This window comes from Streptomyces sp. NBC_01508, from assembly GCF_045040315.1.
Lineage (GTDB): Bacteria > Actinomycetota > Actinomycetes > Streptomycetales > Streptomycetaceae > Streptomyces.
Genome location: NZ_CP109419.1, coordinates 1,423,766 through 1,444,848, shown reverse-complemented (window position 1 = coordinate 1,444,848; position 21,083 = coordinate 1,423,766). Strand labels below are relative to the sequence as shown.

17 protein-coding genes are annotated in these 21,083 nt (G+C 70.8%); 5 read left to right on the top strand and 12 right to left on the bottom strand.

From position 1 onward, the window contains the following. Window positions 1-375: 375 nt before the first annotated feature. The 5 genes from OG700_RS06555 to OG700_RS06535 form a co-directional block, all read right to left on the bottom strand. Complete coding sequence (locus OG700_RS06555) at window positions 376-2,502, bottom strand: 3-hydroxyacyl-CoA dehydrogenase NAD-binding domain-containing protein (RefSeq protein ID WP_405610281.1); 2,127 nt, start codon at window positions 2,500-2,502, stop codon at window positions 376-378. Then, on the bottom strand, window positions 2,499-3,719 hold the full coding sequence (locus tag OG700_RS06550) for a thiolase family protein (RefSeq protein WP_405610278.1): 1,221 nt from the start codon (window positions 3,717-3,719) through the stop codon (window positions 2,499-2,501). The genes OG700_RS06555 and OG700_RS06550 overlap by 4 nt, the downstream gene beginning before the upstream one ends. A gap of 226 nt (window positions 3,720-3,945) precedes the next feature. Beyond that, window positions 3,946-5,229 (bottom strand): HRDC domain-containing protein, encoded by a 1,284-nt coding sequence (locus OG700_RS06545; protein ID WP_405610275.1) that lies wholly within the window; start codon window positions 5,227-5,229, stop codon window positions 3,946-3,948. Window positions 5,230-5,316: 87 nt separating this feature from the next. Next, window positions 5,317-5,976 (bottom strand): LuxR C-terminal-related transcriptional regulator, encoded by a 660-nt coding sequence (locus OG700_RS06540; protein ID WP_383647651.1) that lies wholly within the window; start codon window positions 5,974-5,976, stop codon window positions 5,317-5,319. Window positions 5,977-6,219: 243 nt separating this feature from the next. Next, window positions 6,220-6,894, bottom strand: coding sequence for a DUF3000 domain-containing protein (locus tag OG700_RS06535; RefSeq protein ID WP_405610272.1), 675 nt, complete (start codon window positions 6,892-6,894; stop codon window positions 6,220-6,222). A gap of 91 nt (window positions 6,895-6,985) precedes the next feature. Here OG700_RS06535 and hemE point away from each other — a divergent pair, with 91 nt between their 5' ends. Next, window positions 6,986-8,077: a uroporphyrinogen decarboxylase gene (gene hemE, locus OG700_RS06530; protein WP_405610269.1), complete on the top strand. Its 1,092-nt coding sequence runs from the start codon at window positions 6,986-6,988 to the stop codon at window positions 8,075-8,077. A gap of 24 nt (window positions 8,078-8,101) precedes the next feature. On the opposite strand, the gene OG700_RS06525 is transcribed toward hemE, so the two are convergent. Together OG700_RS06525 and OG700_RS06520 are read right to left on the bottom strand one after the other, a co-directional pair. Continuing rightward, window positions 8,102-9,487, bottom strand: coding sequence for an FAD-dependent oxidoreductase (locus OG700_RS06525; protein WP_405610266.1), 1,386 nt, complete (start codon window positions 9,485-9,487; stop codon window positions 8,102-8,104). A gap of 70 nt (window positions 9,488-9,557) precedes the next feature. After that, window positions 9,558-10,550, bottom strand: a complete 993-nt coding sequence (locus OG700_RS06520) for a DUF4349 domain-containing protein (protein ID WP_405610263.1) — start codon at window positions 10,548-10,550, stop codon at window positions 9,558-9,560. Window positions 10,551-10,701: 151 nt separating this feature from the next. Here OG700_RS06520 and hemG point away from each other — a divergent pair, with 151 nt between their 5' ends. After that, the gene (gene hemG / locus OG700_RS06515; protein ID WP_405610260.1) at window positions 10,702-12,162 is read left to right on the top strand and encodes a protoporphyrinogen oxidase; all 1,461 of its coding nucleotides are present in this window, start codon (window positions 10,702-10,704) and stop codon (window positions 12,160-12,162) included. A 4-nt stretch (window positions 12,163-12,166) separates the two neighbouring features. Further along, window positions 12,167-12,883, top strand: a complete 717-nt coding sequence (gene hemQ / locus OG700_RS06510; RefSeq protein ID WP_405610257.1) for a hydrogen peroxide-dependent heme synthase — start codon at window positions 12,167-12,169, stop codon at window positions 12,881-12,883. A gap of 270 nt (window positions 12,884-13,153) precedes the next feature. Here hemQ and lepB read toward each other — a convergent pair whose 3' ends face one another. Further along, window positions 13,154-13,801 (bottom strand): signal peptidase I, encoded by a 648-nt coding sequence (gene lepB, locus OG700_RS06505; protein WP_405610254.1) that lies wholly within the window; start codon window positions 13,799-13,801, stop codon window positions 13,154-13,156. Window positions 13,802-13,861: 60 nt separating this feature from the next. Continuing rightward, window positions 13,862-14,257 carry a GNAT family N-acetyltransferase gene (locus OG700_RS06500; protein ID WP_405610251.1) on the bottom strand — a complete coding sequence of 132 codons (396 nt, stop codon included), beginning with the start codon at window positions 14,255-14,257 and terminating at the stop codon, window positions 13,862-13,864. 269 nt (window positions 14,258-14,526) lie between these two features. On the opposite strand from OG700_RS06500, the gene OG700_RS06495 reads away from it, so the two are divergent. Both OG700_RS06495 and OG700_RS06490 read left to right on the top strand, forming a co-directional pair. Next, window positions 14,527-15,090 (top strand): dihydrofolate reductase family protein, encoded by a 564-nt coding sequence (locus OG700_RS06495; protein WP_405610248.1) that lies wholly within the window; start codon window positions 14,527-14,529, stop codon window positions 15,088-15,090. 230 nt (window positions 15,091-15,320) lie between these two features. Next, window positions 15,321-16,487 carry an IS701 family transposase gene (locus OG700_RS06490; protein WP_405621376.1) on the top strand — a complete coding sequence of 389 codons (1,167 nt, stop codon included), beginning with the start codon at window positions 15,321-15,323 and terminating at the stop codon, window positions 16,485-16,487. Window positions 16,488-16,835: 348 nt separating this feature from the next. On the opposite strand, the gene OG700_RS06485 is transcribed toward OG700_RS06490, so the two are convergent. From OG700_RS06485 to OG700_RS06475, 3 genes are all read right to left on the bottom strand, one after another. After that, a complete protein-coding gene (locus OG700_RS06485) occupies window positions 16,836-18,500 on the bottom strand; it encodes an alpha/beta hydrolase (protein WP_405610245.1) in 1,665 nt (554 codons plus the stop codon). Window positions 18,501-18,767: 267 nt separating this feature from the next. Continuing rightward, on the bottom strand, window positions 18,768-19,727 hold the full coding sequence (locus OG700_RS06480) for a TIGR04222 domain-containing membrane protein (RefSeq protein WP_405610242.1): 960 nt from the start codon (window positions 19,725-19,727) through the stop codon (window positions 18,768-18,770). Window positions 19,728-19,745: 18 nt separating this feature from the next. Then, on the bottom strand, window positions 19,746-21,074 hold the full coding sequence (locus tag OG700_RS06475; protein WP_405610239.1) for a DUF692 domain-containing protein: 1,329 nt from the start codon (window positions 21,072-21,074) through the stop codon (window positions 19,746-19,748). Between the last annotated feature and the right edge of the window lie 9 nt (window positions 21,075-21,083).

Genomic DNA, 21,083 nt, shown 5'->3' with positions numbered 1-21,083 from the left:
ACCCGCAGGGGAGAGGGGTGTTGACCGCAGCACGTGGCGGTGTGAGGGGGGCGGGGTCGCAGGACGCGTGTGTTCGGACACTCAGGCTGATTTGTGGTGCGTGAGAATGCCGGGTCGTCGGGTCCAACGAGCGTTGCACGCGCCGTAAATCATGCCGTCCGGACGTACCCGTCCGGACATACCCGTCCGGACATACCCGTCCGGACATACCCGTCCGGACATACCCGTCCGGACACCCCGAACCCCGACCGGGCACACGACGACCGCAACCCGCACCACCCAGCCCGGTCGGCGCTTGAGGCCACCCACCGGCCCGCAGGAACACGCAGGCGGGGCCGGACGGAAGACTCCGCCCGGCCCCGCCGCTGAAACGCGTTACGCCGGCACGCTCGCCACGCCCGGCTCCAGGAACTTCTTCCCGTTCACCCGCTCCGAGACGCCCTCACGGTCCAAGTACGGTGTGACGCCGCCCAGATGGAACGGCCAGCCCGCACCCGTGAGCAGGCAGAGGTCGATGTCGCGGGCCTCCGCGACGACGCCCTCGTCCAGCATCAGACCGATCTCCCGCGCCACCGCGTCGAGCACCCGCGCCCGGGTCTGCTCCTCCGTCAGCACCGTGTCACCCTGCTTGAGCAGCGCCACGACCTCCGGGTCCAGCTCCGGCTTTCCGGAATCGTAGACGTAGAAGCCCCGCTTGCCCGCCTTCACCACGGCCGCCAGGTTCGGCGAGACCGTGAAGCGGTCCGGGAAGGCCCGGTTGAGGGTCTCGGAGACATGCAGACCGATGGCGGGACCGACCAGCTCCAGCAGCACCAGCGGCGACATCGGCAGACCCAGCGGCTCAACGGCCCGCTCCGCCACATCCACCGGGGTGCCCTCGTCGATGACGTTCTGGATCTCGCCCATGAAGCGGGTGAGGATGCGGTTGACGACGAACGCCGGGGCGTCCTTCACCAGCACCGCGCTCTTCTTGAGCTTCTTCGCGACACCGAACGCCGTCGCCAGCGACGCGTCGTCCGTCCGCTCGCCGCGCACGATCTCCAACAGGGGCAGGATCGCGACCGGGTTGAAGAAGTGGAAGCCGACGACCCGCTCCGGGTTCTTCAGCTTCGACGCCATCTCGGACACCGACAGCGACGAGGTGTTGGTGGCGAGGATCGCGTGCGCCGGGGCGACCACCTCGACCTCCGCGAACACCTGCTGCTTGACGCCCATCTCCTCGAAGACGGCCTCGATGACGAAGTCGGCGTCGGCGAAACCGTCGGCCTTGTCCAGGACCCCGGTGACCAGGCCCTTGTATCGGTTGGCCTTGTCCTGGTTGATCCGGCCCTTGCCGAGCAGCTTGTCGATCTCGGCGTGGACGTAGCCCACACCCTTGTCGATGCGCTCCTGGTCGATGTCCGTGAGGACGACGGGCACTTCGAGCCTGCGCAGGAACAACAGCGCCAACTGCGAGGCCATCAGGCCGGCCCCGACGACGCCGACCTTGGTGACGGGACGTGCCAGCGACTTGTCCGGCGCCCCCGCCGGACGCTTGGCGCGCCGCTGCACCAGGTCGAACGCGTAGATCCCGGACCGCAGTTCACCGCCCATGATCAAGTCGGCGAGCGCGCTGTCCTCGGCGTCGTAACCCGCCTGGAGGTCACCGTCCTTGGCGGCGGCGATGATGTCCAGCGCGCGGTAGGCGGCCGGGGCGGCGCCGTGCACCTTGGAGTCGGCGACGAACCTGCCGCGAGCCACGGCCTGGTCCCACGCCTCGCCCCGGTCGATCTCGGGCCGCTCGACCGTCAGCTCGCCGCTGAGGACCGACGCGGTCCACAGCAGCGACCGCTCCAGGAAGTCCGCGCCCTCGAACAGGGCGTCGGCGATGCCCAGTTCATAGACCTGCGCGCCCTTGAGCTGCCTGTTCTGGTTGAGCGAGTTCTCGATGATCACCGTGACCGCGCGGTCGGCGCCGATCAGGTTCGGCAGCAGCGTGCAGCCGCCCCAGCCGGGGACGAGACCGAGGAAGACCTCGGGCAGCGAGAAGGCGGGCAGCGCGGCGGAGACCGTACGGTACGAGCAGTGCAGCCCGATCTCGACGCCACCGCCCATCGCGGCGCCGTTGTAGTACGCGAACGTCGGCACCGCCAGCGCGGCCAGCCGCTTGAAGACGTCGTGGCCGCCCTTGCCGATGGCCAGCGCGTCGTCGTGCCGCTTCAGCAGCTCGACGCCCTTGAGGTCGGCGCCGACGGCGAAGATGAACGGCTTGCCGGTGACCCCGACACCGACGATCTTCCCCTCGGCGGCCTCGGCCTCGACCTGGTCGATCGCCGCGTCCACGTTGGCCAGCGACTGCGGGCCGAACGTCGTCGGCTTGGTGTGGTCCAGCCCGTTGTCCAGCGTGATCAGCGCGAACGTGCCCACGCCGCCGGGGAGTTCGAGATGGCGCACCTGTGCCTGGGTGACGACCTCGTCCGGGAACAGCTCGGCCGCGCCCTTCAGGAGTTCAGCGGTGCTCACTTGTTTCCTCCGTCGAAGTGCGGGTTCTCCCAGACGACCGTCGCGCCCATGCCGAAGCCGACGCACATGGTGGTGATGCCGTACCGGACGTGCGGCTGCTCCTCGAACTGCCGGGCCAGCTGTGTCATCAGCCGTACACCGGAGGACGCGAGCGGGTGGCCGTACGCGATGGCGCCGCCGTACTGGTTGACGCGCGGGTCGTCGTCGGCGATGCCGTAGTGGTCGAGGAAGGCCAACACCTGCACGGCGAAAGCCTCGTTGATCTCGAACAGACCGATGTCACCGATCGACAGACCGGCCTTGGCGAGGGCCTTCTCGGTCGCGGGGATCGGACCGAAGCCCATGACCTCCGGCTCGACACCCACGTACGCGTAGCTCACCAGGCGCATCTTGACCGGCAGCCCGGCCTCGCGTGCGAACTCCTCGGAGGCGATCAGCGAGGCGGTGGCACCGTCGTTGAGCCCCGCCGCGTTGCCGGCCGTGACCCGGCCGTGCGGGCGGAACGGGGTCTTGAGACCGGCCAGGGACTCCATCGTCGTACTCGGGCGCATCGGCTCGTCGGCGGTGGCCAGGCCCCAGCCCGTCTCGCCGCCCTCGGGGCTGGTGCGGCGTACCGAGATCGGCACGAGGTCCTGCTGGATCGCGCCGTTCGCGTAGGCCTTGGCGGCCTTCTCCTGCGAGCGCACGGCGTACTCGTCGGCGCGCCGCTTGGTGATGTGCGGGAAGCGGTCGTGCAGGTTCTCCGCCGTCATGCCCATGAACAGGGCCGACTCGTCGACGAGCTTCTCGGAGACGAACCGCGGGTTCGGGTCGACGCCCTCGCCCATCGGGTGCCGGCCCATGTGCTCGACACCGCCGGCGACGACGACGTCGTACGCGCCGAAGGCGATGGAGCCGGCGGTGGTCGTCACGGCGGTCATCGCGCCCGCGCACATGCGGTCGATGGAGTAGCCGGGGACGGACTGCGGCAGCCCGGCGAGGATCCCGGCGGTGCGGCCGAGGGTCAACCCCTGATCACCGATCTGCGTGGTCGCGGCGATGGCGACCTCGTCGATCTTCACGGGGTCGAGGCCGGGGTTGCGGCGCAGCAGCTCCCGGATCGCCTTCACGACCAGGTCGTCGGCCCGGGTCTCGTGGTAGATGCCCTTCGGGCCCGCCTTGCCGAACGGGGTGCGGACGCCGTCGACGAAGACGACATCCCTGACGCTACGAGGCACGATGGCTCTCCTCCAGGGTGCGGGGGTGACTGCGGGCGCGCTTTCCAACCCTATGCTACTTACGGGTAACCGCACCGCGCCAGGGCGGAGGGATGTACCCCGGGTCACGGTTCCGCGCGTGCGGGCCGGGTTCGTCCTCAAGCGCCGGACGGGCGCATTTCAAGCCCGTCCGGCGCTTGAGGACAACCACCCACCGTCCCGCAGGCGCGGAACCGGCACAGCGTCGTCAACCGGTCGCGGCCGTCGCGCCCAGCGCTCGCGCCAGCAACGGCGCCACCTGCTCCACCTGCCACCGCCGCGCGCCATACGCGGCCAACGCCTCCGACACCGCCTCCACGCTCCGCTCCGCCGGCGGCTCCCAGCAGACCCGTCGCACGGTGTCCGGCGTGATCAGGTTCTCCTGCGGCATGTTCAGCCGCTCCGCGAGCGCCGTCACGGATGCGCGGGCGGCCGAGAGGCGGGCCGCCGCCTCCGGGTCCTTGTCCGCCCACGAGCGCGGCGGCGGCGGACCGTTCAGCGGCTGGCCGGGCTGCGGCAGCTCCGTGTCGGGCAGCGCCTTCGCCCGGTCGATCGCCGACTGCCACTGTTCGAGCTGGCGCCGGCCCATCCGGTGCCCGAAGCCGGGCAGCGCGGTGAGGGCCTGCACGTTCAGCGGCAGCGCCAGCGAGGCCTCGATGATCGCGCCGTCGCTGAGAACCTTGCCGGGGGACACGTCGCGCCGCTGGGCGGCCTGGTCGCGGGTGTTCCACAGCTCGCGTACGACGGCCATCTGCCGGCGCCGCCGGACCTTGTGCATGCCGGACGTACGGCGCCACGGGTCCTTGCGCGGAGGCGGCGGCGGGGCGGACGCGATCGCGTCGAACTCCTGCCAGGCCCAGTCCAGCTTGTTCTGCCGGTCCAGCTCCTTCTCCAGCGCGTTGCGCAGATCGACCAGCAGCTCGACGTCGAGCGCGGCGTACCGCAGCCACGGCTCGGGCAGCGGTCTGGTGGACCAGTCGACGGCGGAGTGGCCCTTCTCCAGGGCGAATCCGAGAACGTTCTCGACCATCGCGCCGAGGCCGACGCGCGGGAAGCCCGCGAGTCGTCCCGCCAGCTCGGTGTCGAACAGCCGCGTGGGGCGCATGCCTATTTCCCTGAGACACGGAAGATCCTGGGTGGCGGCGTGCAGGATCCACTCGGTGTCGGCGAGTACGTCGCCGAGGGCGGAGAGGTCGGGGCAGCCGACGGGATCGATGAGCGCCGTGCCCGCGCCTTCGCGGCGCAGTTGGACGAGGTAGGCGCTCTGCCCGTAGCGGTAGCCGGACGCCCGTTCGGCGTCGACGGCCAGCGGGCCGGTGCCCGCGGCGAAGGAAGCGATCACCTCGGCGAGCGCCTCGTCGGTGGCGACCACCGGCGGAATGCCTTCGCGAGGCTCCAACAAAGGGATCGGCGCCGTTTCGACGTCGTCCGGGGGAGCGCCCCCGGTGGTTCGCAGTGCTGGGTCTGCTGCGGTCTCTTGGGCGTCGGTCACGTGTCAAGGGTATCTGTGAACGGACGCCGCCCGCCGACGGAACGTTCCGTCGGCGGGCGATGCGGCCGGTGGGGAGGGTGAAACCGGTCAGTGAATGATTCCGGTACGGAGGGCCACGGCGACCATTCCCGCCCGGTCGCCCGTGCCGAGCTTGCGCGCGATACGGGCGAGGTGGCTCTTGACGGTCAGGGCCGACAGGCCCATGGAGACGCCGATCGCCTTGTTCGACTGGCCTTCGGCGACCAGCCTGAGCACCTCGACCTCACGGCCGGAGAGCTCGCGGTAGCCGCCCGGGTGGCTCGGGGAACCCGGGGGGCGGCGGTGCATGCGGGGTCCCGCGCCGATGGGTGCGGCGCCGGGGCGGCCGGGGTGGCCGATATTCGTACGGGTACCGGTCACGACGTAGCCCTTGACTCCGCCCGCGAGGGCGTTGCGTACCGCGCCGATGTCGTCGGCGGCGGAGAGGGCGAGGCCGTTGGGCCAGCCCGCTGCCCGGGTCTCGGACAGCAGGGTCAGCCCGGAACCGTCGGGCAGATGGACGTCGGCCACGCAGATGTCGCGTGGACTGCCGACGCGGGGACGCGCCTCCGCGATGGACGAAGCCTCGATGACGTCACGTACTCCAAGGGCCCACAAGTGGCGGGTGACGGTGGAGCGGACGCGAGGGTCGGCCACGACGACCATGGCCGTCGGCTTGTTCGGGCGGTAGGCGACCAGGCTTGCGGGCTGCTCAAGGAGAACGGACACCAGGCCTCCTGGGAAGGTGCGGGACGGGCCGGCTCGGGGATGAAGCCGGGGGAGAACCGTGCTTGAAGGGTCATTGACCTCTTCGGCAGCAACCGTCCCCGCCTTTAGAGAATGATCACGAATTGGTGAGTAACAATTCGGGCAATTCGGATACGTGATCGATCATCCTACGAGTGGTCCCCTCAATGGGGGGGCCAGAACCGGCCATCGGGCAGCCCCGGTAGACCGGCTCCGACACCGTTCCTACCGCGCCTGCGGACCCCGGCGCTGGGGGAGCGAGACCACGCCCGCCCCCGGCTCCGTGGGACCCGTCGGGGCCGCCGGCGGCAGCCCCGCGAGCTGGCACAGCAGATCGCACCAGGCCGCCAAGTGCGTTGCCGTGTCCGGGACTCCACCCATGCCCTCGCGTGGCGTCCAGGACGCCCGGATCTCGATCTGGGTCGCCGGACGGCGCTCCGACAGCCCGCCGAAGTAGTGCGACCCCGCACGCGTGACCGTGCCGCTCGGCTCCCCGTACGACAGACCGCGCGCCTCCAGCGCCCCCGTCAGCCACGACCAGCAGACCTCCGGCAGCAGCGGGTCCGCCGCCATCTCCGGTTCCAGCTCCGCCCGCACCAGCGTCACCAGCCGGAACGTGCCCTGCCAGGCGTCGTGCCCGGCCGGGTCGTGGAGCAGGACGAGTCTGCCGTCGGCCAGGTCGTCGTCCCCCTGGACGACCGCCGCCTCCAGCGCGTACGCGTGCGGTGCGAGCCGCTGAGGCGGCTTGGTCGGGTCGATCTCCATCTCGGGGCGCAGCCGCGCCGTCCGCAGTGCTTCGACGGCCAGCCGGAACGCGGACGGGACGGAGTCCTCCTCCGTACCCCCCGTACCGCCGACGCCGTTGGAATGATCAGAAAACTGTCCCTGAGCCGCAGCCATGCGGGGAAGAGTAGGCGGAACGAGCGCCCCGTGCGGTGAAGGACACCCGGCCCGGCCCGGCCGCTTCTGTGTACATGCGAAGATTCTGGGCGTGAGCGCCAACGACCGCCCCTCGGGCCAGCCGACGAAGACCGCAGCGACAGCGGCGACACTCGCCACCCGCGACTCCGCCTTCATGAAGGCGTGCAGGCGGGAGCCCGTACCGCATACGCCTGTGTGGTTCATGCGGCAGGCGGGACGGTCGCTGCCCGAGTACCGCAAGCTGCGCGAGGGCACGGCGATGCTGGAATCGTGCATGCGGCCGGACCTGGTCACCGAGATCACGCTCCAGCCCGTACGCAGGCACGGGGTCGACGCCGCGATCTACTTCAGCGACATCGTCGTCCCGCTCAAGGCCATCGGCGTCGATCTCGACATCAAGCCCGGCGTCGGCCCCGTCGTCGCACACCCCATCCGCACCCGCGCCGACCTCGCGCAGCTGCGCGACCTGACGCCGGACGACGTCCACTACGTCACCGAGGCGATGGGCATGCTCACCGCCGAGCTGGGGTCCACCCCGCTCATCGGCTTCGCGGGCGCCCCGTTCACCCTCGCGAGCTACCTCGTGGAGGGCGGGCCGTCCCGCAACCACGAGAACACCAAGGCCATGATGTACGGCGACCCACAGCTGTGGGCCGACCTGCTCGACCGGCTCGCCGAGATCACCGGCGCCTTCCTCAAGGTGCAGATCGAGGCGGGCGCCAGCGCCGTACAGCTCTTCGACTCTTGGGTGGGGGCCCTGGCCCCCGCCGACTACCGGCGCTCCGCGATGCCCGCGTCCGCCAAGGTCTTCGACATGATCGCCGGGTACGGCGTGCCGCGTATCCACTTCGGTGTCGGTACGGGCGAACTGCTCGGGCTCATGGGCGAGGCGGGCGCGGACGTCGTCGGTGTCGACTGGCGCGTACCGCTGGACGAGGCGGCCCGCCGCGTCGGCCCCGGCAAGGCGCTCCAGGGCAACCTCGACCCGGCGGTCCTCTTCGCCCCCACCCGGGCGGTGGAGACGAAGGCCGACGAAGTCCTCGACGCCGCGAAGGAGTTGGCGGGGCACATCTTCAATCTGGGGCACGGCGTGCTGCCGAACATGGACCCGGACTCGCTGACGCGGCTTGTGGAGTACGTGCACACGCGCACCGCGCGGTAGTTTCCGGCGGCGGTACGCGGACGGCTACCAGCCCGCCTTGCGGACCGCCGCCGTCGTCTTGCGGGCCGCCACCAGGACCGGGTCCCAGACCGGGGAGAACGGCGGCGCGTAGCCCAGGTCAAGCGCCGTCATCTGCTCCACCGTCATCCGGGCCGTCAGCGCGACCGCCGCGATGTCGACCCGCTTCGCGGCGCCCTCGCCGCCCACGATCTGCACGCCGAGCAGCCGGCCCGTACGGCGCTCGGCGAGCATCTTCACCGTCATCAGTTGTGCCCCCGGCAGATATCCGGCGGTGCCGGTGGACTCGATGGTGGCCGAGACGTACTGCAGTCCCGCCGCGCGGGCGTCCTTCTCGCGCAGCCCCGTCCGGGCGATCTCCCGGTCGCACACCTTGCTGACGGCGGTGCCGACGACGCCCGGGAAGGTGCCGTAGTCGCCGCCCACGTTGGCGCCGATGATCTGGCCGTGCTTGTTGGCGTGCGTGCCCAGCGCGATGTGGCGGGTGGTGCCCGTGAGCAGGTCGAGTACCTCCACGCAGTCGCCGCCCGCCCAGATGTTCTCGTGGCCGCGTACCCGCATCGACTGATCGGTGAGCAGCCCGCCGTGCGGGCCGAGCGGCAGACCGGCGGCCTCGGCGAGAGCCGTCTGGGGCCGGACGCCGATGCCGAGCACCACGACGTCCGCCGGGTACTCGGCGTCCTCGGTGACGACCGCCCTGACCCGGCCGTCGTCGCCGGTCAGGATCTTCGTGACGGCGGCGCCGCCGACCGTGGTGATGCCGAGGCCGTCCATCGCCTCGTGGACCAGCCGGCCCATGTCCGGGTCCAGCGTGGCCATCGGCTGCTCGTCGCGGTGCAGCACGGTGACCTCGTACCCGCGTTTGAGCAGCGCCTCCGCCATCTCGACGCCGATGTAGCCCGCGCCCACGACGACCGCGCGGCCCCCGTTCCCGCCCGTGCGGGTCAGGGTCTCGATCAGCGCCTGGCCGTCGCCGAGGGTCTGCACGCCGTGCACACCGGGGGCGTCGATGCCGGGCAGCGGGGGCCGGATCGGACGCGCGCCCGTGGCGATCACCAGCTTGTCGAAGTCCGTCCACGTATCGGACCCGGTGTCCAGATCCCGGGCACGGACCCGCCGGGCCGCGGTGTCGATCTCCAGGGCCTCGGTCCGCATCCGCAGGTCGATCCCGCGTTCCCGGTGTTCCCGCGGCGTACGGGCGATGAGGTCGTCGCGCTCCGCGACGTCGCCGCCGACCCAGTAGGGAATGCCGCACGCCGAGTACGAGGCGAAGTCGCCGCGTTCGAAGGCGACGATCTCCAGCTCCTCGGGCCCCTTGAACCTGCGGGCCTGCGACGCGGCGGACATTCCCGCCGCGTCGCCGCCGATGACCACCAAGCGCTCCGCTGCCATTTGCGCGTCCCTTCGGATGTGTGCCGGGCACCATGCCCCCGGCACACAGACGCTACGCGGACGCGCCGCTTCAGTCCTCCTCGTCCCCGTCGCGAGACGGCGCCAGAGCCGGGTCCGGGTCCGGGGCCTGGTCCGGAGCCGGGTCCAGGTCGGAGTCCGGGACCGGTGTCGGCGCCGGGGTCCGCGTACGCCGCAGCCGGACACCGAACAGCAGCCACAGCCCGAACAGCACCGCCAGCGCCACCACGAACGGCAGGATCGCGGCCAGCACCACCACGATCCACCGCAGCACGGTCACCAACGCGTCCCAGCCGCCGCCGAGCGCGTCCAGGAAGCCCGGGTCGTCGTTCCCGGGGTCCTTCTCCCGCTCCGTCCGCTCGCTCAGGTCCAGCGTGATGGTCGCCATCGTCGTCCGGTCGGCGAGCGAAGCCTGCTTGGCAAGCAGGGACTCCAACTCGGCCTGGCGCGTGTTCAACTGAGTCTCCAGGGCCACCACGTCCGTGATGTCCTCCGCCTGGTCCATCAACTTCCGTACCCGGTTCACGCTCGCGCGCTGCGTCGAGATCCGGCTGTTCACGTCGACCACCTGCTCGGTGACGTCCTTCGCGTTCGCCGTCCGCGCCAACAGCTTCCCGGTGCCCGCGAGTTCGGTCAGGACGGAGTCGTACTCGGCCTCCGGGACCCGCAGCACGACGTTCGACGCCACATGTGTGTCGTCGACGCGCTCGGTGGTCTCGTCCTCCACCACGCCACCCGCGCCCAGCGCGACCGTACGGGCCCTGGCGAGGGCCTTCGGCACGCTCTTCACCTCCACCGAGAGGGTGGCGGTGCGGATCACATGGGTCTTCGCGGCAGCCTCGTCGACGGCCTCGCCGTTGTCGGAGACCCGCTTGCCGCCGGCGTCGTCGGCCGCCGAGGCGGCTGCGCCCTGCCCGCCCCTCTGTGGTTCGGCCGCGCTGTCGGCGGCCTTCAAGTCGCCACCGCCGTCCGAACTCCCGGTGCACCCGGCCAGGGCCAGTGAAGCGGTGAGAAGTGCTGCCGCGAATGCGGGAAGTGCACGCATGTCGGTCCCCCCAAGGACGCCGAGCGGTGAATGTCGCCGGTTCGACGGAACGCCGAGGATGGGGGTTGCGCTTTTCCGGTAGCGAAGCGGTCACGGTCGGGACTCGGTACGGGCCGAGGTGCGCCGGAAGTGGTCTGAGAGAGTGGAGGCCATGGTGAGCAGCCCGAACCCCACGCCTACGTCCCGTCCCACGCCGCGTGTCGTCGTCATCGGGGGCGGCATCGCCGGTCTCGCCGCCGCGGACCGGCTGCTGTCCGCCGGAGCCGCCCGGGTGACGCTCCTGGAGGCGACCGACCGGCTCGGCGGCAAACTGCGGACCGGCGAGATCGCGGGCGCCCCCGTCGACCTCGGCGCCGAGTCCATCCTCGCGCGCCGCCCCGAGGCCATCGACCTCGCCCACTCCGTGGGGCTCGCTCAGAGCCTTCAGCCACCCGCGACGGCCTCCGCCTCCGTCTGGTCGCGCGGCGAGCTGCACGCCATGCCCAAGGGCCATGTGATGGGCGTCCCCGGCGACGCCTCGGCCCTCGCCGGTCTGCTCTCCGTAGAAGGCGTCGCCAGGATCGACCGCGAGCGGGACCTCGGCCCGGCGGCGGTCGGCGACGACGTGTCCATCGGCGCGTACGTCGCCGAGCGACTGGGGCACGAGGTCGTGGACCGGCTGGTGGAGCCGCTGCTCGGCGGCGTCTACGCGGGCGACGCCTACCGCATCTCGATGCGCGCCGCCGTCCCCCAGCTCTTCGAGGCGCTGCGCACCCACGACTCGCTGCTCGACGCCGTCCGCGCCGTTCAGTCCAAGGCCGCCGAACACCCCCGTACGGACGCCGTGTTCACCGGCATCGACGGCGGCGTGGGCAGGCTCCCCGGCGCCGTCGCCGACGCCGTACGGGCGCGCGGGGGCGATATCCGTACCCAGACGCCCGTCCTGGCCGTCACCCGTACCACCACCGGCTGGTCGGTCAGGACCGACCAGGAGATCATCGCCGCCGACGCGGTGATCATGGCGAACCCCGCCTGGTCCGCCGCCGCGCTCCTCGTCCAGGAGTCGCCCGCCGCGTCCGCCGAACTCGCCGCCATCGAGTACGCCTCCATGGCCCTCGTGACGATGGCCTTCCGCCGCGCCGCCCTCACGGAGCTGCCCGGCATGCCCGCCGGCAGCGGATTCCTCGTACCGCCGGTCGACGGGCGCACCATCAAGGCCGCCACCTTCTCCACCCGTAAGTGGGGCTGGGTCGACGCGTCGGCGCCGGACCTGTTCGTGCTGCGCACGTCCATCGGCCGGTACGGCGAGGAGGACCAACTCCAGCGCGAGGACGCCGAACTCGTCGCGGTCTCCCTGCGCGACCTCGGCGCGGCCACCGGACTCGCGGAACGGCCCGTGGCCACCGAGGTGACCCGGTGGACCGGCGGGCTGCCCCAGTACCCGGTCGGCCACCCCGCCCGCGTCGCCCGTATCCGCGAAGCCGTCGCGAAGCTCCCCGCGCTGCGCGTCTGCGGCGCCCCGTACGACGGCGTCGGCATCCCCGCCTGTATCGCGAGCGCCCGCCGCGCCGCCGACGAGATCTTGGCCACGCCGACCCTGGCGCGGGGCACGGATCGGTACGCGGGAGAATAGCCGTATGACTTCCGCACCAGACAAGACGCCCAACGCGGGCAAGAAGGCCAAGGATCTCAACGACGTCATCCGCTACACGCTGTGGTCCGTCTTCAAGCTGCGCGATCTGCTGCCGGAGGACCGGGCCGGTTACGCCGACGAGGTCCAGGAGCTGTTCGACCAGCTCGCCGCCAAGGACATCACCGTGCGCGGGACGTACGACGTGTCCGGGCTGCGCCCCGACGCCGATCTGATGATCTGGTGGCACGCCGGCACCGCGGACGAGCTCCAGGAGGCGTACAACCTCTTCCGCCGCACGAAGCTCGGGCGGACGCTCGACCCCGTCTGGTCGAACATGGCGCTGCACCGCCCCGCCGAGTTCAACAAGTCCCATGTGCCGGCGTTCATGGCCGACGAGACGCCGCGCGAGTGGGTGAGCGTGTACCCCTTCGTGCGCAGTTACGACTGGTATCTGCTGCCCGACGAGGAACGGCGTACGATGCTCGCCGACCACGGAAAGATGGCCCGTGGATATCCGGACGTCCGCGCCAACACCGTGTCATCCTTCTCGCTCGGCGACTACGAGTGGATTCTCGCCTTCGAGGCCGACGAGCTGGACCGGATCGTCGACCTGATGCGTCATCTGCGTGGTTCGAAGGCGCGGTTGTACGTACGGGAAGAGGTGCCGTTCTACACCGGCCGCCGCAAGTCGGTCGCGGACCTGGTCGCCGAACTCGCCTGAACCACGCCTGATCCACAGGCGCGGACCGCGATCCGCGTACCGTGGTCGCACAACTGCATGACGGCCGGGCCGCCCTCGGGCAACCCGGCCGTCCCACCCGGAAGATCAGACGACCGGCGGCAGCCCGCGGCCGGACCTCTCGTCCAGCGACACCGGGTTCGCCGTGCTCCCGCGGGAGCACCGTGAAAAGGCGCTGGGCCTGGTCCTCGAAAGGGACCAGGCCCAGCCGGGTTTCCGCCCGCTCGCGAAGGAACGCGACACCCGCGGCCCTCACCGGTACACGGTGAAGGTCGCGGCCGTAGCCGCTGCCCGCCGCCGGGTCGGCCGACCGGCCAGAACACAGACGCCGCCGCCCACGGTGAGCAGTACGCCCAGCACCACGGCCGGTCCGCGCAGCGGCGGGACGGTCCGGTTCTTGAGCGGGCGGCCCTGGACCGCGGTTGTGGGTACGGTGCCGGAGTCCTCGCTCAGGAAGTACCGCGAATCGTTCGAGTTCCCCCGGTTGTCGCCCAGGAGGAACATGCGGCCGGGCGGCACGGTCACGTCGTAGGGCGGTGAGTCCAGCCCTCTGTACGCCTCTTCCACATACGGTTCGCTGACGGGTGCTCCGTTGACGGTCAGCTTCCCGCCGGCGAAGACGACGCGATCGCCGCCGAGCCCGATGACGCGCTGCGGGATCGGCAGTTCGCCGTACCTGTCCGGCATTGTGTAGAGCACGACGTCGCCCCGCCGTACGTCTTCGCCGTCGGAACGTTCGACCGCGACACGGGTGCCCTCGAGGTAGGTGGGCTCCATCCCCCCGCCGGCGATTGTCACCGTGTAGAAGCCCCGGCCGTACCAGAGCGCCGCCACGGTCGTGGCGACCCCCAAGGACGCCAGGAGTATCCCCGTGATCAGCAATCCGCGACGGGCACGCACGCGCCGAATCCCCTTCATCGTCTCTCCGTCACTCGCAGGCGGAACGGCCTCGTCCCCAACTCAGAGCGCGATGAGACCCGCGTTCGTCGGCTTGAACCCGCACGCGTCGAAGTAGAACGCCCGCAGGTCGTCATCGAAGTCGACGTGCAGCCATTCGCAGTTGGCGGTACGGGCCTGTCGGGCGGCCACGGCGACGAGTCCGGCCCCGATCCCGGAGCGCCGGTGGCTCCCCGCGACCATGGTGTCCAGGATGAAGGCGTGGACGCCACCGTCCCACGCGACGTTCACGAAGCCGACGAGGTCACCGCCGAGGCGCGCGCAGACCCAGCCGAGGCTGTGGCGGTGCACCTGAGTCAGCCAATCGATGTCCAGGGCCGGATGGTTGAAGCCCTCGGCGTGCAGCGCGTTGACGGCCGCGTTGTCGAAATCGCCCCGCCACTCGTACGTGATCGTCATGGTGTGAGCTTAGGGCATGTTGCGAAAGTCCCGCCTGGCCGACGACGCCTGGCACGCGCACTCGCCGCGTTGTCGGAATCATCCAAGTACGTCCAGTACGAGAACGATCCTCCGCCTTGCGATCGCACGCACCAGACGCCGTCGGCCCCGCCCTTCGGGCGGACGGCGCCACTTTCGCAACACGCCCTAGTTCGGGCATCTCGGTCACGATGTTCCCGGACGGCTCGTCCGTCTCCAGCTGTCGAACCCGTCACCGAGGAGGACTTCTAATGCGCGACGTGACATATTCGATGAGCGTTTCACTTGACGGCTACATCGTCGGGCCGGACGGCGGCTTCGACTGGACGGCGCCCGACGAGGAGGTCTTTCGCCTCGCCACCGACGAGGTGCGAGAGGTCGGCGTCCACCTGATGGGGCGGCGGCTGTACGAGACGATGCTGTACTGGGAGACCGCCGACCAGAATCCGTCACTCGACTTCTCGACGCTTGAGTTCGCCGCGATCTGGAAGCCGCTCCCCAAGGTGGTTTTCTCCACCACGCTGTCGGCGGTGCGGGGCAACGCCCGCCTGGCCTCCGGCGGCCTGGCGGAGGAGATCGAGCGGTTGCGAGCCGAGCCGGGGGACGGCGACATCGCGATCGGCGGCGCGACGCTCGCCGCCGAGGCGGCTGCGGCGGGTCTGATCGACGAGTACCGGGCCAGGGTCTACCCGGTGCTGGTCGGCGGTGGCATCCCGTTCTTCCCCCGGCACGAGCGCCGGGTGGATCTCGAACTCGTCGAAACCCGCACCTTCAACTCAGGAGTCGTCTATCTCCGCCACCGCGTGGCGCGCTAGGGCGTGTTGCGAAAGTAGCGCCGTCCGCCCGAAGGGCGGGGCCGACGGCGTCTGGTGCGTGCGATCGCAAGGCGGAGGATCGTTCTCGTACTGGACGTACTTGGATGATTCCGACAACGCGGCGAGTGCGCGTGCCAGGCGTCGTCGGCCAGGCGGGACTTTCGAAACACGCCCTAGTACTGCAACCGCGTTTGCAGTGACGACGTGACGTCGTGGTCGTTGTGCTTGTCATGGGTGGGGACCTCGAAATCGGTGACGTGCGGCGGTGGGCGGTGGGGCTGGAAGAGGTGCACGAGCGGTTTGTGCACCGTTTTCAGCGTTCGGAGCCCCGCGAGTCGGCGCTGGCTTACATGCGCGGGTTGGTGTCGTCGCTGGAGCGGAAGAACGCGTGGACGGTCGCTGAGCGCGCGGGGCATGACCGGCCGGACCGTTTGCAGAGGCTGCTCAATACGTGTGACTGGGATGCCGACGAAGTCCGCGACGATGTGCGGGAGTTCGTGATGGAACATCTCGGTGACCGGCAGGCGATCCTGGTCGTGGACGACACCGGGTTCTTGAAGAAGGGGGTCCGCTCGGCCGGTGTCCAGCGCCAGTACACGGGCACGGCGGGCCGGATCGAGAACAGCCAGGTCGGCACGTTCCTGGCCTACGCCACCGAGGTCGGCCACACGCTGATCGACCGGGAGCTGTACCTGCCCGCGTCCTGGACCGAGGACCGGGACCGCTGCCGCACCGCGGCGATCCCCGACGAGGTCACCTTCGCCACGAAGATCGAGCACGCCAAGGCCATGATCGAACGGACCCTCGCAGCCCGGGTGCCGTTCGCGTGGCTGACGGCCGACGAGGCATATGGGCAGGTCAAGGGGTTGCGCTACTGGCTGGAACAGCGTGGGGTGTTCCACGTGCTGGCCACCCGTCGGACCGACACTGTCGTAACCGCCTCCCGCATGGACCATGTCGTGGAGGAACTGGTGGCGGGCCTGCCCCGACAGGCATGGAAACGCCGCTCGTGCGGGTCGGGCGCCCACGGCGAGCGGGTCTACGACTGGGCCCGGGCACCGATCCGGCCCTGGCGTGAGGAGGGCGTCGAGCACTGGGTTCTGGCCCGTCGCAGCGTCACCGATCCCACCGGGATCGCCTACTACGTGTGCTTCGCACCCGAGGGCACCACCTTGAACACACTGCTGGTGGTGGCCGGCCGCCGGTGGACGATCGAGGAATGCTTCCAGACCGCGAAGAACGAGTGCGGCCTGGACCACTACCAGGTCCGCAAGTACCACGCCTGGTATCGGCACATCACGCTGGCCATGGCGGCCCACGCCTACCTGGCAACGGTCCGTGCGCAGGAGCTGAAAAAGGGGGCTCACGATCCGCTGACCAGTACCTTGTCCCACTGAGCCTGCCCGAAATCCGCCGCCTGACCGCCCACCTCACCGCACGCCTCCTGCCCTCACTCGCCCAGGTCCTGCACTGGTCCCACTGGCGGCGACGAGCACAGCACCGAGCACGCGTCAGCCACTACAAACGACGAGGCCACAGCCCGTGACTAAACCATCGTCACAGCAAACACGGTTGCAGTACTAGGCCCTGTCCGGCTGATCCCCGAAGATCCAAACGAGAGGCCCTAGGTGTTTTGGAAGTAGCGCCGTCCGCCCGAAGGGCGGGACTCCTGAAACACGGCACAGGGTCCAACTGCCGGACCCACGCCCGGACAGTTGGTCACCTCCCCGGCCGCGTTTCGCCTCCTATGAGAGATGAGCGCCCGGATTGAGCCTTCTCCGCAGGTCGGTCCGCTCGTCCTCCGATGCCAGTGACACCGGGTTCGGTTCCGCGTGCGGTGCGCACTCGGCGTGCCGTGCCGGTGTCTTTCCGGTCAGCAGATACGCCTCAAGGTGGTCGTTGACGCACTCGTTGGGGCCGCCCGCGATGCCGTGCGTGCCCGAGCCGCGCTCGGTCACCAGAACGGAACCGGACAGGCGCCGTTGCAGCTCCAGCGCCCCCGGGTACGGCGTCGCCGCGTCGCGTTCGGCGGCCAGGATCAGTGTCGGCGGCAGCTCGCCGGGGCCGGTGCGGACGTCGGCCGGCTGTTGGCGCGGTGCCGGCCAGTAGGCGCACGGCAGGTTCATCCACGCGTTGTCCCAGGTCTCGAACGGCGCCTGCTCGGCGAGTCCGGTGTTGTCGCGGTCCCACACCTTCCAGTCCGTCGGCCACGGCGCGTCGTTGCACTCCACGGCCGTGTAGACGGCGTTGCTGTTCTCGTTGTCGACGGCCGCCGCCGGGTGCGGTGTGGCCTGGTCGATCAGGGGCTTCGGGTTGCCCTTGAGGAACTCGGAGAGCGCCGTGGCGCGCATCGCCCAGTAGTCGTCGTAGTAGCCCGCCCCGAGCATCGCCGCGTGCAGCTGGCCGGGGCCGACCTTGCCGCCCGCCGGCCGGTGGGCGACCTCCGCCCGTACCTTCTCGTAGTTGCGCTGGACCTCTTCGGGTGTGGTGCCGAGGTGGTATGTCGCGTCGTGCTTGGCGACCCAGGTCCGGAAGTCCGCCCAGCGCCGCTCGAACGCGAGGGACTGGTCGAGGTTGTTGCGGTACCAGATCTGGTCCGGGTCCGGGTCGACGGCCGAGTCGAAGACCATCCGGCGTACGTGCGACGGGAAGAGCGAGGCGTACAGCGCGCCGAAGTATGTTCCGTAGGAGGCGCCCATGAAGGACAGCTTCTTCTCGCCGAGTGCGGCCCGCAGGACGTCGAGGTCGCGGGCGTTGTTCAGCGACGTGTAGTGGCGCAGGGCCGGTCCCGCGGTGCGGGCGCAGCCCTGGGCGTACGCCTTGGCGCGCGAGATCCGTTCCCTCTTGTACGACTGAGAGGGGTACGTCGGCGCGAGTGTGGGTGCCTTCGCGAAGTCCCCGGCGTCCTGGCAGGAGAGCGGCGCGGACCGGCCGACCCCGCGCGGGGCGTAGCCGACGATGTCGTACGCCGCCGCGATCCGCTTCCACTCGGGCATCTGGGCCGCCATCGGGAAGGCCATGCTGGAGGCGCCGGGGCCGCCGGGGTTGTAGACGAGCGCGCCCTGGCGGGCGACGGTCTCCACGGCCTTGCCGTCACCGCCCGCGGCGCCGGTCCTGCCCGATGCCTTCACGCGGCTGACGGTGAGTCTGATCCGCTCGCCGTCCGGCCGGGCGTAGTCGAGGGGCACCTCGACCGTGCCGCAAGTGAGGGGAGCGGGCAGCATCTCGGCCTTGGGGCACGTACGGAACGTGATCCCGGCGGCGGCGGCGCGCTGGGCGGCGACGACCGTGCCGCGCGCCTCGGACGAGGTGCCGGCGAAGTCCGCGCCGCCCGCCGGGGCGGCGGAGAGGGTGGACAGGACCAAGGAGCCGAGGGTGGCCAGGGCCCCGTACTTCGCAACTGCTCTCATCGCTTTCCCTTCAGGCGTGGCGCGTTGGGGGGAAGGCGATCATCTCCGGAGCCGTGGACATGTAAAGGATCTGTGAGCGGTGTCGGGGCTCGTGACTCCGATGCGTCATACAGTCACTCAAGAGGCCCGTACGGGGTGCGGGATCGGGTACGGCGTGCTCCGTGCGCGGGTGGGTGCGGTGTGTCCGAGTGTGTCCGGGTGCGTCCGGGTGGGGACGCGTGCGTCCGGGTGGGGACGCGTGCACGGTGCGTACGGAGCGGGCGCCGGTCAGCCGCCACCACCTCCGCAGCCGCCGCCACCCCCGCCGCCACCACAGCTACTGCCCCCGCCCCCTCCGCCGCCTCCTCCGCCGCTCCCGCCGCAGCCACCGCCCGAGCTGCCGCAGCCGGAACCTCCGGAGCCCCCGCAGCCGCCGCCTCCGCTGCCGTCACCACCCGAGCCGCCGTCCCCGAAGCCCGCGCTCGCGCACCACACCACCGTGGTGGCGGCCAGATGCGGCGCCGGCTGGAAGTCGTAGCCGGGCCGCATGCGCGTCGCCACCACGAGCTGGTCCCGCAGCAGCGTGTCGTCCAGTGCCATCGGCCCGTGCACGGCGACCAGATGGGCGGGCGTCGTGACGTACGCGTACGTCGTGCGGAATCTCAGCCTCGCGCGGACGGCGCCGGCGGTGAGCCGGCGCCTGGCCCGCAGGGTGCAGGCGATGCCCGAGATGATCCCGATGATCGCCAGCGGCACGGTCGCGATGACCGACGGCGAGGTGGTGCTGACGAACACCACGATGGCCAGCGGCACGGTGAGCATGCACACGATCGCCTGCGTCAGCCCCCAGAACACCCACAGCCGGGTCTTCCTGGCCGGTATCACCAGACCCCGCGCCGCCAGCGAGTCGCCGATCTCCTGCACGGCCCGGCTGCGCATCACCGCGAGCCGCAGCGCGTGCAGGGCGCCGTGCGGCGCCCGGTTGTGCTCCTCGATGACCGCGCGTTCCACCGGGTCGTGCGCGACATCGCTGTACAGGGCGACGATGCCGGGGCCGCCGATGCCCAGCCGCCCGTCCGCGTGCATCGCGACGACGGCGGTCTCGGCGACCCGGCCCGGTCCGCCGCCGAGGAAGGCGATGTCCATGAGGCCGCGGATCTCACCGGTACCGCCGCGCGAGCGCAGGGTGATCACTCCGACGAGAAGCGTGACGAAGGACAGCGGGATGGCGATCTGGAGTGCGGTCACGAGCGTTTCCACGGACGGTCACCGCCCCACGAGTACGGAGCGGGCGGCGCGCACCATACGGGTCGCCCGGCGCGGCGGGTGCGCTCCGGAGCGGTCCCGCCACCACAGGGTCAGCTCGCGCCGGGCCGCCGCGTCCTCGGGCAGGTCGGCGATCAGCAGGTGCTCGGCGAAGTCGAGCGCGTCGCGCCGGTAACCGGCCCGCATGGGGCGGTACTTGGCGTACGCGAGGAACGCGGCGCGGTAGCCGCCGCCGAGGATGCGCGGGATGTCGGGGGCCACCTTGGCGACGACCTCGGCCCGCTTCCCGGCGAGCGCCCGGCTCTGCACACCGAGCCGCCGCGAGTCGAAGCCCTCGGGCGCGGGGGTCCCGGCGACCAGGGCGGACAGCAGGGCGGTCTGCGCGAGGGCGAGGCGCTGGCGGGCGGGGTCGGTCGGCGCGCTCGTACCGTTGGCCTCGGGCTCCGTAACTGCCTCTGGCTGTACGTTGGTTGACGTTACGTCAGGTGCCGTTCCGGCGAGCGTCGCGCGGATCGTGTCGAGTTCGGCGGCGAGTTCGGCGGTCGGCGGGAAGTTGTCGTCCCGCTCCAGCAGGACACCCGGCGGACGGACCCGCGAGCGCAGTTCGGCCAGTACGTCGAGGACCGGCGCGCTCACCGGGTGGGCGTGCGTGTCGTGCCAGACGCCGTCGCGTTCGACGCCGCCCGCGACATGCACGTACGCGATGGCCTCGACCGGCAGTTGGTCGAGCGCGGTCGCCGGGTCCTCGCCCCGGTTGACGTGGTTGGTGTGCAGATTCGCGACATCGATCAGCAGCCGTACGCCGGTCCGTTCCACCAGCTCCGCCAGAAACTGCCCCTCTGTCATCTCCTCGTCCGGCCAGTTGATCAGCGCCGCGATGTTCTCCACGGCGAGCGGCACCGGCAGACAGTCCTGGGCGATCCGCACGTTCTCGCACAGCACCCGCAGCGCGTCCTTGGTGCGCGGGACCGGCAGCAGATGGCCGGCTTCGAGCGTAGGGGAGGCGGTGAGCGGGCCACCGCCCCGTACGAAGGCGATGTGCTCGGTGACCAGCGGCGAGCCGAGGGCCTCGACCCGCTCCGACAGATCGGCGAGACGCTTGGCGTCGGGCCGCTCGGCGCCCCCGAGGCCGAGCGAGACGCCGTGCGGGATCACGGTGACGCCGCGTGCGCGGAGCCGGACGAGCGAGTCGGGGAGATGGCCGGCGCACAGGTTCTCGGCGACGGCCTCCACCCAGTCGATGCCGGGCAGCGCTTCGACCGCTGCCGCGATCTCCGGCCGCCAGCCGATACCGATCCCCAGGTGCTCCATATGTGCCGTGTGGCTCATGACTCCCCC